Annotated in this window: 13 protein-coding genes; 6 read left to right on the forward strand and 7 right to left on the reverse strand. The window is 62.9% G+C overall.

What is annotated here, in order from left to right:
• Positions 1-106: 106 nt before the first annotated feature.
• On the reverse strand, positions 107-2,200 hold the full coding sequence (gene uvrC, locus AB8A27_RS00880; protein ID WP_441240270.1) for an excinuclease ABC subunit UvrC: 2,094 nt from the start codon (positions 2,198-2,200) through the stop codon (positions 107-109).
• A gap of 317 nt (positions 2,201-2,517) precedes the next feature.
• On the opposite strand from uvrC, the gene AB8A27_RS00885 reads away from it, so the two are divergent.
• Positions 2,518-3,138, forward strand: a complete 621-nt coding sequence (locus AB8A27_RS00885) for an outer membrane protein (protein ID WP_441240271.1) — start codon at positions 2,518-2,520, stop codon at positions 3,136-3,138.
• A gap of 168 nt (positions 3,139-3,306) precedes the next feature.
• Here AB8A27_RS00885 and AB8A27_RS00890 read toward each other — a convergent pair whose 3' ends face one another.
• From AB8A27_RS00890 to AB8A27_RS00905, 4 genes are all read right to left on the reverse strand, one after another.
• Entirely contained in the window at positions 3,307-3,522 is a 216-nt protein-coding gene (locus tag AB8A27_RS00890) for a cold-shock protein (RefSeq protein WP_068731145.1), read from the reverse strand.
• A gap of 255 nt (positions 3,523-3,777) precedes the next feature.
• Positions 3,778-4,638, reverse strand: coding sequence for a 23S rRNA (adenine(2030)-N(6))-methyltransferase RlmJ (locus AB8A27_RS00895; RefSeq protein ID WP_441240272.1), 861 nt, complete (start codon positions 4,636-4,638; stop codon positions 3,778-3,780).
• A 32-nt stretch (positions 4,639-4,670) separates the two neighbouring features.
• Positions 4,671-5,357, reverse strand: a complete 687-nt coding sequence (locus AB8A27_RS00900; protein ID WP_441240273.1) for a ribonuclease T2 family protein — start codon at positions 5,355-5,357, stop codon at positions 4,671-4,673.
• An 86-nt stretch (positions 5,358-5,443) separates the two neighbouring features.
• Positions 5,444-5,914, reverse strand: coding sequence for a hypothetical protein (locus tag AB8A27_RS00905; RefSeq protein WP_092139043.1), 471 nt, complete (start codon positions 5,912-5,914; stop codon positions 5,444-5,446).
• Positions 5,915-6,081: 167 nt separating this feature from the next.
• On the opposite strand from AB8A27_RS00905, the gene AB8A27_RS00910 reads away from it, so the two are divergent.
• The 3 genes from AB8A27_RS00910 (at position 6,082) to AB8A27_RS00920 (ending at position 7,896) form a co-directional block, all read left to right on the forward strand.
• Positions 6,082-6,375: a hypothetical protein gene (locus AB8A27_RS00910; RefSeq protein WP_441240274.1), complete on the forward strand. Its 294-nt coding sequence runs from the start codon at positions 6,082-6,084 to the stop codon at positions 6,373-6,375.
• A gap of 134 nt (positions 6,376-6,509) precedes the next feature.
• Positions 6,510-6,989 carry a DUF3617 domain-containing protein gene (locus AB8A27_RS00915; RefSeq protein ID WP_441240275.1) on the forward strand — a complete coding sequence of 160 codons (480 nt, stop codon included), beginning with the start codon at positions 6,510-6,512 and terminating at the stop codon, positions 6,987-6,989.
• 115 nt (positions 6,990-7,104) lie between these two features.
• Positions 7,105-7,896 carry a thioesterase family protein gene (locus tag AB8A27_RS00920; protein WP_441240276.1) on the forward strand — a complete coding sequence of 264 codons (792 nt, stop codon included), beginning with the start codon at positions 7,105-7,107 and terminating at the stop codon, positions 7,894-7,896.
• A gap of 3 nt (positions 7,897-7,899) precedes the next feature.
• Here AB8A27_RS00920 and AB8A27_RS00925 read toward each other — a convergent pair whose 3' ends face one another.
• Together AB8A27_RS00925 and hisS are read right to left on the reverse strand one after the other, a co-directional pair.
• Positions 7,900-8,103 (reverse strand): tautomerase family protein, encoded by a 204-nt coding sequence (locus AB8A27_RS00925; protein ID WP_068731140.1) that lies wholly within the window; start codon positions 8,101-8,103, stop codon positions 7,900-7,902.
• Positions 8,104-8,142: 39 nt separating this feature from the next.
• Positions 8,143-9,636, reverse strand: coding sequence for a histidine--tRNA ligase (hisS, locus tag AB8A27_RS00930; protein ID WP_441240277.1), 1,494 nt, complete (start codon positions 9,634-9,636; stop codon positions 8,143-8,145).
• 170 nt (positions 9,637-9,806) lie between these two features.
• On the opposite strand from hisS, the gene AB8A27_RS00935 reads away from it, so the two are divergent.
• Complete coding sequence (locus AB8A27_RS00935) at positions 9,807-10,400, forward strand: phage holin family protein (protein WP_441240278.1); 594 nt, start codon at positions 9,807-9,809, stop codon at positions 10,398-10,400.
• Positions 10,400-11,527: a YihY/virulence factor BrkB family protein gene (locus AB8A27_RS00940; protein ID WP_441240279.1), complete on the forward strand. Its 1,128-nt coding sequence runs from the start codon at positions 10,400-10,402 to the stop codon at positions 11,525-11,527. The genes AB8A27_RS00935 and AB8A27_RS00940 overlap by 1 nt, the downstream gene beginning before the upstream one ends.
• The last annotated feature ends 106 nt before the right edge of the window (positions 11,528-11,633 follow it).

Consider the following 11,633-nt stretch of genomic DNA (forward strand, 5'->3'; position numbering starts at 1 on the left):
GCCAGAGCGCAGAGGTCAACCGCCAGAGAAGCTGGAGCAGCTTAGTTTACCGCAAAACTGTCCCGGGGCATGCGACAGCCAGATTACGTCTCGTTCATCTTGGCGATCATCTAGCCCCTGGCTGGGGGTGAAAAAAGTCGAAAATCTTGCGGGCGCTCTCGGCCGAGATGCCGGGAACCTTGCCAAGGTCGCCCACCGAGGCCCGCTCGATCTCCTTCAGCGTTCCGAAATGGTGCAGGAGTGCGCGCTTGCGGGTCGGGCCGATCCCCGGAATTTCCTGCAATCCGGCCTCGCGGATGTCCTTCTTGCGCAGAGTGCGGTGCGATCCGATGACGAACCGATGCGCCTCGTCGCGCAGCCGCTGGATGAAATAGAGCACCGGGTCCCGCGGCTCCAGCTTGATGGCATCGCGGCCCGGGATGAACATGGTCTCGCGGCCGGCATCGCGATCCGGCCCCTTGGCTACCGCCATCAGGGTCACATCGGTCAGTTTCAGCTCGTCGAAGATCTCTTTCACCGCATTGAGCTGGCCGCGGCCGCCATCGATGATGACCAGATCGGGCCAGAGCGGCACGTCATCGTCCTTTGGCTTGGCCGCTTCCCCTTCAACCGGCGGCGCCAGCAGTCGCTTGAAACGGCGTTGGAGCACCTCCTTCATCATCGCGTAATCGTCGCCGGGCGTGAGCCCTTCCGACTTGATGTTGAACTTGCGGTACTGATTCTTGATGAAGCCGTCCGGCCCCGCCACGATCATGGCACCGACCGCGTTGGTGCCCTGGATATGGCTATTGTCATAGACTTCGATGCGCTTCGGCACGGTGGACATGCCCGCCATCCTCGACATGCCCTCCAGCAAACGCGCCTGCGTCGCCGTGTCGGCGAGCTTGCGGCCGAGCGCCTCGCGGGCATTGGTCAACGCGTGGATGACCAGTTCTTTCTTTTCGCCGCGCTGCGGTGTCAGCACTTCGACCTTGGAACCTGCCTTGACGCTGAGCGCGCTGGCCAGCAGCTCGCTCTCCTCGATGGCATGCGACAGCAGCACCATCTTCGGCGGCGGCTTGTCCTCGTAGAACTGCGCCAGGAACGAGCCGAGCACTTCCTCCGGCGTGAACGACTTCTCGGCCTTGGGAAAATAGGCGCGGTTGCCCCAGTTCTGGCCGGTGCGGAAGAAGAACACCTCGACACAGGAATAGCCGCCTTCCTGATGGATGGCGAACACGTCGGCCTCCTCCACCGTGCGCGGATTGATGCCCTGCTGTGACTGGATCGCAGACAAGGCCGCAAGACGGTCGCGATACAGTGCGGCGCGCTCGAAGGCGAGTTCCTCCGAAGCCTTCTCCATTTCGCCGGCCAATAGCTGCTTCACCGCGCGGCTGCGACCGGACAGGAAGTCCGTCGCCTCGCGCACCAGTTCGGTATAGCCGGGAAAGTCGACTTCTCCGGTGCAAGGACCGGAGCAGCGGCGGATTTGATACAGCAAACACGGACGCGTACGGCTCTCGAAAAAGGAATCCGTGCACGACCGCACCAGGAATGCGCGCTGCAGCGCCGTGATGGTACGGTTGACCGCGCCCACCGACGCGAATGGACCGAAATAGCGGCCAGGCCGCGACTGCGCACCGCGATGCTTCAGAATTTGCGGCGCCCAGTGATCGCCCGAGATCAGAATATACGGAAAGGACTTGTCGTCACGGAGCTGCACGTTGAAGCGCGGACGCAGCTGCTTGATGAGATTGGCCTCGAGCAACAGTGCTTCGGTCTCGGTCGAGGTCGAGATGATCTCCACCACCACCGTCGCCGCGATCATGCGTGCGATGCGCATCACCTGCCCGGTCGGCCTTGCATAGGACGACAGCCGCTTCTTCACGTTCTTGGCCTTGCCGACATACAGCACATCGTTGGCCGCATTCAGCATCCGGTAGACGCCCGGCGAGGTCGGGGCATGGCGCACGGCATGTTCGATGGCGGCACGGCCGATCGCCAGCGGTCCCTCGGCGACCACGTCGCCAGAATCGTCATCGCCGGCATCCGGGAGCGCGCCGTCTTCCTCGTCGTCGGCCGCGGCCGGTTCCGGTTCGAGATCGGGTGGCGCCTGCAGGGTGGACTGGATGCCCAGTTCGGAACCACGGCTGTCGGAGTCTGACTCTGCCGCGGGCTCGGGTGACGTCTCGTGCTGCGGCTCGGTGGGGTCTTGAATCATGAGCCCAATTTAGGCGCTGCGGCGGGCCATCGCCAGCATTCGAGCGCCCCGAAATGCCCCCGCCACAGCCGGTTTCCCGGTGTTTGCGGCAAGCGGAGGGTTTTCGGCTGTCCACCCGGGAAATTCGCGGATTGCCCAAAGTAAGACTCTTTTAACGCCAATACGGCGCCGCTCAGGGCCGTTAAGGACCGCTTAATCTAAAACTCTCGATAAATCGTCTCGATAAATGATGGAATTCCGTAACCCTAAGGCTTCGTTCGGCAGATCCCGAGCGCGCTCCCGTGGGCCGGTGGTAACGCGTAGTTTGGAGAGTTGAGATGAGTAAGTTTGCGTTCGCGGCAGTCGCCCTCGTGGCTGCAAGTGCGACAACAGCACATGCGGCGGACATGCCTTACCGGTCTCGCGCACCCTATACGGTCGCGCAGCCGCTCAACGCCTATAGCTGGGCTGGCCCGTATCTCGGCGCCACCCTCGGCTACGAATGGGGCAGCGTCTCCAACACCGGCGCGAAGCCCTCGGGCATCGCCGGCGGCGTCACTGGCGGCTACAACTGGCAGAGCGGCAACATCGTGTTCGGTCTCGAAGGCGATCTGCAGGGCACGGGCGCGGATGACCGCTTCGCCAATTACAAATTCTCGAACCCCTGGTTCGGCACCGCGCGCGGCCGCATCGGCTACGCCTTCAACAACGTGCTGCTCTACGGCACCGCCGGTCTCGCCTTCGGCAGCCTGGAAGCGGAGCTCAATGGCTTGCAGCAGTCGCAAACGTCGGTCGGCTGGACCGCGGGTGTCGGCGCCGAAGTCGGCATCTACCAGAACTGGACTGCCAAGATCGAATATCTCTATGTCGATCTGTCCAAGAACACCTACACGCTCACCGGCACCGACAGCGCGCTCAGCTTCGGCACCGTGCGCATCGGCGTGAACTATCACTTCTAAGCCCGGCTCCGGACGCTTCGCGTCCGGAGCTCTGCTTCAAGTACTTCGTCTCCAGATACGTCGACTCCAAGTACTTCAGCTCCAGGTACAAGAAACCATCGCCATCCACTCCCGGCCGCGCTGCGGTCGGGATTTTTTTTATGGCCCATTCCCAAGCTGGATCCGCCGCTATCCTGTGATGACCAGATTGACCGCTTTGGGGCCCTTGCCCTTCTTGTCGGGCTCGACCTCGAAGGTAATCCGCTGTCCTTCGATCAGGTCTTTCAGCCCGGCGCGCTCGACTGCGGTGATGTGCACAAACACGTCCCGTCCGCCATCGTCCGGCTTGATGAAGCCGTAGCCACGCTCGCCATTGAAAAACTTGACCGTACCGCTCATGCCCATCGGGTCCCTCCCCGCAATGCTCCGCCGCGGCGCATGCGCGCCGCGACCGACCGGACATTCACTCCACGGAAGCTTGGCCTTGTTTCAATGATCGATTTGGGCCACGTCACTCCGCCGCAACCATTCGCGGAAGCGGAACGTAAAGCCAGTCATAATGACCGTAGCTTAATACGGTTCCGCCGGGATTGACTACCGTTTTTGGCAGCGCCGTTTGGTAGTTGGAGTTTGCGTAGTTCGACCTGCTACCTGCAAGCGTCAGGGCTTGGCCGTCTCGAGCCGGAAGCGTCCAGCGCCGCCAAGGCCGAGCGGCTTCTCCAGCTGCGGCAGAATTTCCCTGAGCTCGGCAGCAAGCTTCCACGGCGGATTGACGATCAAAAGTCCGGTCGAGGTCAGCGGACCATCCGCCGTTTGCGGTGCAACGCTGAATTCGACGCGCAGACACTTACCGGGTGTCGCGGATGCAGCAGCCGTCGCGGCAACATGCTGCGCCAGCTCATCGGTGGCGCGCCGGCTTTTAGCGGGATACCACAACATGTAAATGCCGGTCGCCCATTTGGCATAGACTTGCTCGAACACTGCAGCCATCCGCGCGAACTCGTTCTTGTCTTCATAGGGCGGATCGATCAGCACCACGCCGCGACGTTCCTTCGGCGGCACATAGGCCGGCAGGCCGACCCAGCCATCGATATCGACAACGCGCGCCTGCTCGTCCCTGCGCAGCGCCGAGATCAGCTTCTTGCGTGCCTGCGGCTCGACCTCGCAGCACACCATGCTGTCCTGCGGCCGCAGCAAGGCGCGGGCGATCAGCGGCGAGCCGGGATAGGCCTTGAGCTCGCGCAGCGCATTGAACGAACGGACGATGTCGAGATAGGGCGCGACCAGCGGCACACTGGATTCCGTGAACCGCGCCTGCAGCGCGCGGGCGATGCCCGTGGTCCACTCGCCGGAGCGCGTGGCCTCGTCGCCGGTCAGGTCGTAGAGGCCCGCGCCGGCATGACTGTCGATGACACGAAATGGCGACGGCTTCTCATGCAGATGGGTCAGGATACGAACCAGCACGAGATGCTTGATGACATCGGCAAAGTTACCGGCGTGGAAGGCGTGGCGATAATTCATGCGCCAGCAGTACGCTACGATGGCGGTTTGAGCTAGCCGCCCCGCATCGGCGGCATCACCACCTGGTCGCGGCGGCAGGCACGGCGATCGATCTCCTCGCAAGCGCGGAACTGAAGATCCTTGCTCATGCAGAGCCGGACCTCGGTCAGGCGGTTACGATCGCAGGTCACGGCGATGGCCGAATTGCTGAGGCCCGGATTGACCTTGATGAAAGCTTCCTCGATTGCGTCCGGCGCAATCGTCTTGGCCTGCTGCAGATCGAGAAATTCGTCGGGAATTTTGACGCCGGCGCGCGCCTTGCGGATGGCCTCAAAATAGCCGCGCTGGCCAAGGCCAGAGCAGGTGCCGTGCTTGTCCCATTCATTGAAGATCAGGCCGGGCGCCGGCATCAGATCCAGCATGGACGTCATGATATTGCGCGCCAGCCGGGGCGCTGGGCGCTCGCAATAATTCGGGAAGCCGCGGTCGTATTGCGGCCACAGGCCATGCACCACGAAAGAATAGGGACGGCCGCCGCATTGTATCTGGGCCGAGCGGTTGTTACCGCCGCGCTCCTGGGCCGCCTCGCAGAAACTCGGCGACCAAGACAGCGACAATACGTAGAAGTCGAATTCGCCCGGCGCATTCTGCCGGCGGTCCTGTGCCGAGGCCGGATAGGCAGTCAGCGCCGCGAGCGCGAGGACCCCAAGCGAAATGACAAGTCGAAATGCCTGAACCATGACGCGCCCCACCCCTGAGAAGGGCAAGCCTAGTCAGGCATCAAGAACAATTCAAGAACAAAATGGATTGGATCGGCAAACGAAGCTTAGTGCTTCGCCGCCCGGCAGCGCGGGTTGTAGGCCCAGTTGCGGTCGAGACCGACGACGCACCATTCGACGCTCTGGCCGTAACCGGCAAAGCCGCCATCCTCGATGATCGAGTAATGGACCTGACGCGTCTTGCCGTCGGTCAGCATGGCATCGGCGGTGCAATAGCGGCGCGGAATGTTGTCAGAGGTCCAGGGGCGGAAGGCCGTCTCGTGGACGCGGCTGAAGCCGGTGATCTGCAGCGCCGAATTCCAGAAGGTGCTTTCCTTGTCCTGAAACTGCGACGAAATCGTCGAGAGACCAGCCTCGCAATCGGCCAGACGGCCCTCGTAGTTCGGTCCGGACAGCCAGAAGTTCAGCTCAAGCGGGTTCGCGGCCTGTGCGCCCGGAGCCAGGGTCATAAGCCCGAGAACGGCGCCGGTAACGGCAGCCAGGACGGCTTTCTTCCAGGATGAAATGAGGTCGCGCATGGGGAATCCGCCGTCTGATGATTGTTCCCGGAACGTGCCGCGAAGCCCGTGCAGGGTCAAGTGCACCGCGGCCACACCCAGCGCACAACTCCGTCAGAACCTGGCCGGCGTTCTTTTCAGCGTCGCCGATGCCCATTAAGGTGCCCACAAAGACGATGGAGACGGTGATGCGAATGATTCGGTTGGCGATTTTGGCTGTAGGTCTGAGCGGTGCGATCATGAGCAGCGCGGCCAAGGCCGACTGGGTGCCGCCATTCAAGGGCAATGACACCGGCGGCATCATCTCCACGTCCCTGATCAGCCAGACCGATATTCGCGCCCTGGCGATCGACCATTGCGCACGTTACGGCAAGGTCGTGAAATTCCTGAGCGCCCCGCAGGAATATGGCGCCTACGTCTCGTTCGCCTGCCGCTGGGTGCCCTATGGCGCCTCGGATCGGCCGCTCCGCGTTCGCTACTGAACCTTTTTGGCTCGTTACTGAACCTTTTCACGCGACGCAGCGTCTCATCGGCTTGGGGAGAACCAGGCATGATGCGACGCTGTGTTTCATTGTTGAATATTTCCGTTTTGAGCGCGACCGCGATGTTATGGGCAATGCCCGCCATCGCCGATCCCATCGAGTTACCGGCACGCAAGGCCGGGCTCTGGGAAATGAAGATGCAGGGCGGCGCCGGGATGCCCGGCATGACGATGCAGCACTGCACTGACGAAGCCACCGACAAGTCCATGAACACCACCTTCTCGCCGATGGCGAAGGACATGTGTTCGAAGAACGAGATGAAGAAGACCGCGACGGGCTATGTCACGGATTCGGTCTGCACGATCGGCGGCACCACGAGCACGTCGCATGCCGAGATCACCGGCGATTTCAACTCCGCCTATACGATGAAGATCACGTCGCAGAGCTCGGGCGGCGCCAAGGCCAATGCAGGCGACAGCACCACGCAGCTGGAGGCCAAATGGCTCGGCGCCTGCAAGCCGGACCAGAAGCCCGGCGACATCATGATGCCCGGCGGCATCAAGATGAATATCAAGGACATGGAGAAGATGAAGGGCATGCACCGGCCGCAATAGAGCCGCGCGCCTGCTGACTCGATGTTTCCCGCCGCTGCGTTCCCCGCTATAGATGATGGTAATCATCCCAATGGCGCATTACGACGCCGGCGACAGGAAACATCAGGAACACGCGATGACCGAATTTACCGCATTGATGGCCGGCATGGCCAAATCCGGCGCTGACTGGACCGTCCATGTCAGCGACGACTGGCTGCAGGGCCGCACTGTCTATGGCGGACTGGCCTCTGCGCTATGCATGCAGGCCGCACTGAATGAATTCGGCGATGTGCCACCGCTGCGCTCCGCACAGATCGCCTTCATCGGCCCGGCATCGGGGCAGTTGCAGTTGAAGGCGAGCATGCTGCGCAAGGGCAAGTCGACGCTGTTCGCGACTGTCGATCTGATCGGCGAAGCGGGTCTCGCGACGCGGGCCATGTTCTGTTTCGGTGCTGCGCGGGAATCCGCTTTCAGGCATGTTGCGATCGGGACGCCGGAACTGAAAGATCCCGAGACCTGCCCGAATTTTTTCCGCAATGCCCCGGCGACGTTGAGCTTCGTGCAACATATCGACGGCCGCTACGTCGGCGGCTCGCCGCCATTCAGCGGCAGCGACGATCCGCAGATGACGCTGTGGCTGCGGCACCGCGAGCCGGCGATCAAACCTTCGCTGGTCGCCCTGCTTGCTTTGGCCGATGCGCCGCCGCCGGCAGCCTCGGCGCGCTCCAAGGCGCCCTCGCCGATCTCGACCATGACATGGTCGATCGACATGCTCACCGACAAGACCACGACGGATGATGGCTGGTGGCTGATCCACAACGTCGCCGAGCAGATCGCCGACGGCTATTCGAGCCAGGCAATGACCCTGTGGAATCGAAACGGCCAGCCAATCATGGCCAGCCGTCAGAATGTTGCAGTGTTCGGGTAGAACTTACTTCTTCGCAGCGGCTGCGCGCTCGACGAAGGTCTGGCCACCCTTCATCTTGTTGTTGAGCGGCGCTTCGTTGATCTGGATGACAACGGCATCGGCGGTGACGCCGAGGTTCTTCACCAGCGCCTGGGTGATGTCGAGCATCATGCCCTTTTTCTGCTCGTCGGTGCGGCCGGCGGCCAGGTTGATCGTGATCTCAGGCATTGATGTCTCCCATTGCTCTGCCAATTTTTGGCGCGTGGATTAATTCCACTTCACGCCGTGCTTGTCGAGAATCTTGCGGACTGCGCTGACGAGATCGGTTTCCGCGATCTCGATCTGCGCCTCGGCCTGCTTCCTGAGATATTCCTCGCGGTCCTTGATCTCGGTAAGACCGGCGCCGGCAATCAGGTCCTTGATCAAGAGCTTGCCGCTGGCCTTCTCGTCCGACCCCTGAATGATGGCGCAGGGTGAATTGCGCTTGTCGGCATATTTCATCTGCTGGCCAAGCGCATGCTTAGGATTGCCCAGATAAAGCTCGGCGCGGATGCCGGCCTGACGGAGCTGCGCAACCATCGCCTGATAGCCGGAGATCTCGCCGCCGAACACGGTGACGACGACCGGACCAAAGTCAGGCTTGGTATCGATCTTGCCGAGCAGCGTCAGCGCCGCCTGCAGACGCGAGACACCGATGGAGAAGCCGGTGGCCGGCACCGGCTCGCCGCGGAAGCGCGAGACGAGACCGTCATAGCGACCGCCGCCTCCGACCGAGCCGAAGCGCACAGGGCGGCCCTTCTCGTCTTTGGTCTCGAGCGTGAGTTCAACTTCGTAGACCGGGCCAGTGTAGTATTCGAGGCCGCGCACGACGGAGGGATCGATCTTGATGCGATCTTCGCCGTAGCCGGCTGCGGTGATCAGCTTCGCGATCTCATCGAGTTCGGCGCGACCCTGCTTGTAGGCTTCCGAGCTATTGAGCTTCGGCTTTGCTTCGCTCGCAGCATCGAGGCTGCGCAGCACGGTTTCGGAATCTTCCGCCGAGAGGCCGGCCCCCTTCGTGAAGTCGCCCTTGCCTTCCTCGCCGCCATCCCAACGTCCGGGACCGAGCAGCTTCTTGATCTCGCCTTCTGGAAACTTATCCATCTTGTCGATGGCGCGCAGCACCGTGAGGCGGCGTCCGGCATTGTCGTCGCCGCCGAGGCCGATGCTCTCCATCACGCCGTCGAGCACCTTGCGATTGTTGACGCGCACCACATAGCTGCCGCGCGGAATGCCGAGCGCTTCCATCGTGTCGGCTGCCATCATGCACATCTCGGCATCCGCCGCCGGCGAGCCGGAGCCGACAGTGTCGGCATCGAACTGCATGAACTGGCGGAAGCGACCGGGGCCCGGCTTCTCGTTGCGATAGACATAGCCGGCGCGGTAGCTGCGATACGGCTTCGGCAGCGCGTCCCAATGCTCGGCGACATAGCGCGCCAGCGGCGCGGTCAGGTCGTAGCGCAGCGAGATCCACTGCTCGTCATCGTCCTGGAACGAGAACACGCCCTCGTTCGGCCGATCCTGATCGGGCAGGAATTTGCCGAGCGCGTCGGTGAATTCCATGGTCGGGGTCTCGACCGGCTCGAAGCCGTAGCGCTCATAGACCTCGCGGATGGTGTCGGTCATGCGCCGGGTCGCGGCGATATCTGCCGGTCCGCGGTCGCCAAGACCGCGCGGCAGGCGCGCGCGCAATTTTTGCGGTTTTTTGGGTTTGTCGGTCATGAGCGGGGTCGTACCAGCGCAGGCAGGAACCGGCAAGCGTTCGGGCCGCTATGACGCAGGATCGGCCATGCGAGAGGCCTTCAAATCCGCTGCGGCGGAACCTTCATCAGCCCTCCCCGTTCCTCTGGATATGGCGGCCACCGATGGCCGTCGCAGAACGAGGCTCCCCTATGCCACCGCTCGCAAGCGCCCTCGTGCGAACAGGGCTGACGCTCAAGCTCAATCAGGTCAAGCGCGCCACGTCGTCTTATATCCGTGACCGCAGCGAGCAGACCCAGGGCATCGCGGTGTCCTATGCGGTCGCTGCCGGACTTTATGCGGCCGCAGGCGTCTTTCTGATCGCCACCTTGCTGGTCGGCGCCGCCGCACTGTTTCGCTGGGTCGAACTGCGCTACGGGCTGTTTCAGGCATTTGGCGCAACCGGCGGATTGCTGCTGGTGCTCGCTGCGCTCTTCGCTGTCCTCGCCGCGAGCCGGCTGAAGCGCCCGGCGAAACAGTTTCCCAGTCTCGGCAGCCGCTTACGCGTCGCGATCAATGCGAGCCCCGGCAAGCACGAGCAGACGATCTCGGCAGCACCCCACCGCGTGGCCGCGCCCAATGAATTCAGGCCGAGCACGCGTCCCGTTCAGCCCCTGCAGAGCAGCGGCTCGGCTAAGGCTGGACTGGTGCTCGCCGCGACGCTTGCCGGCTGGGCCTTCGCCCGGCGCCGCAGCCTCGCGCAGCCGGCTCCTGCCCGCAGACCGGCGAGCAAAGCAAACGCCTGATGGCCGTCCGGCGATCCGACACGGACAGCCTGTTGCTCATCGCAGCAACGACCTTCGCAGTGCTTGCGCTGCAGAGCTTCCTGCCGACACGCAATGCCGAAAGATCGGTGGCTGCCGAGCCGCAACCGATCGGCGACACGGATGTCCCGCTGCCACAGACATTCACCCGCGAACTCGCACAACACGGCCGCGGCCGCCATTCATCGAGCCCGTTGCAGATTCCATGGACGGGCTGGAAGGACGTGTTGTGGCGCACCTATGAGCAGATCAATGAGGACCGGTTGCTGGCCATTGCGGCTGGCGTCGTGTTCTTCGGCCTGCTCGCCGTGTTTCCGGCAATCACCGCGCTGGTCTCCAGTTACGGGTTGTTCGCCGATGCCTCGACGATCTCCGGCAATCTGCAGTCACTGGCGCTGATGTTGCCGGATGGCTCGTTCCAGATCGTGCAGGACCAGATCACGCGCGTGCTGGCCAAGGGCCAGGCCAGGCTCGGCCTCACTTTCCTGTTCGGCCTCGCACTGGCGGTGTGGAGCGCCAATGCCGGGGTGAAGGCCGTGATCGACGCACTGAACGTCGTCTATGGCGAGCGCGAGAAGCGCAGCTTCATCAGGCTCAATCTTCTGTCCCTCGCCTTCACCACCGGCGCCATCGCCGCCCTCCTCGTGATGGTCAGCGCCGTCGTTGCCTTGCCACTGACGCTGGACCGTATCGGCCTCGCCACCGACAGCAAGGTCATCATCAGCCTCGCCCGCTGGCCGCTTCTGCTGTTCGTCGTCGTGCTGGCCCTTGGCATTCTCTACCGCTTCGGGCCGAGCCGCCCCGGCGCGCGCTGGGAATGGCTCAGCATCGGCGCCCTCGCCGCTGCCCTGCTCTGGCTCGCCGGCTCGGCACTGCTGTCCTGGTACCTGTCGAATTTCGGCAATTACAACGCCACCTATGGCTCGCTCGGTGCCGCCATCGGCCTGATGATGTGGATGTGGATGTCCGCCATTATCGTTCTGTGTGGGGCCGAACTGAATTCCGAGATCGAGCATCAGACCGCCGTGGATACCACCGTCGGGCCGGGCCGACCGATGGGCATGCGCGGCGCTGCCATGGCCGATACGCTGGGCCGCGCCAGCTCCTGAGGTGCAAAAGCACCGGTGGGCAAGTTGTCCCGGCCCTGCTTTCCGAATCAACAATAATGCTAAGCTTCCCCGGACACTTAGCGCGGGAGCGCTCGCGGCCGTGCCT

The sequence above is a fragment of the Tardiphaga sp. 768_D3_N2_1 genome (genome assembly GCF_052076105.1).
Classification (GTDB): Bacteria; Pseudomonadota; Alphaproteobacteria; order Rhizobiales; family Xanthobacteraceae; genus Tardiphaga.

Excerpts from the sequence above, each read along its gene's own strand:
- uvrC (WP_441240270.1), bottom strand. The coding sequence starts at position 2,200 with ATGATTCAAGACCCCACCGAGCCGCAGCACGAGACGTCACCCGAGCCC.
- AB8A27_RS00885 (WP_441240271.1), top strand. The coding sequence starts at position 2,518 with ATGAGTAAGTTTGCGTTCGCGGCAGTCGCCCTCGTGGCTGCAAGTGCG.
- AB8A27_RS00890 (WP_068731145.1), bottom strand. The coding sequence starts at position 3,522 with ATGGGCATGAGCGGTACGGTCAAGTTTTTCAATGGCGAGCGTGGCTAC.
- AB8A27_RS00895 (WP_441240272.1), bottom strand. The coding sequence starts at position 4,638 with ATGAATTATCGCCACGCCTTCCACGCCGGTAACTTTGCCGATGTCATC.
- AB8A27_RS00900 (WP_441240273.1), bottom strand. The coding sequence starts at position 5,357 with ATGGTTCAGGCATTTCGACTTGTCATTTCGCTTGGGGTCCTCGCGCTC.
- AB8A27_RS00905 (WP_092139043.1), bottom strand. The coding sequence starts at position 5,914 with ATGCGCGACCTCATTTCATCCTGGAAGAAAGCCGTCCTGGCTGCCGTT.
- AB8A27_RS00910 (WP_441240274.1), top strand. The coding sequence starts at position 6,082 with ATGCGAATGATTCGGTTGGCGATTTTGGCTGTAGGTCTGAGCGGTGCG.
- AB8A27_RS00915 (WP_441240275.1), top strand. The coding sequence starts at position 6,510 with ATGCCCGCCATCGCCGATCCCATCGAGTTACCGGCACGCAAGGCCGGG.
- AB8A27_RS00920 (WP_441240276.1), top strand. The coding sequence starts at position 7,105 with ATGACCGAATTTACCGCATTGATGGCCGGCATGGCCAAATCCGGCGCT.
- AB8A27_RS00925 (WP_068731140.1), bottom strand. The coding sequence starts at position 8,103 with ATGCCTGAGATCACGATCAACCTGGCCGCCGGCCGCACCGACGAGCAG.
- hisS (WP_441240277.1), bottom strand. The coding sequence starts at position 9,636 with ATGACCGACAAACCCAAAAAACCGCAAAAATTGCGCGCGCGCCTGCCG.
- AB8A27_RS00935 (WP_441240278.1), top strand. The coding sequence starts at position 9,807 with ATGCCACCGCTCGCAAGCGCCCTCGTGCGAACAGGGCTGACGCTCAAG.
- AB8A27_RS00940 (WP_441240279.1), top strand. The coding sequence starts at position 10,400 with ATGGCCGTCCGGCGATCCGACACGGACAGCCTGTTGCTCATCGCAGCA.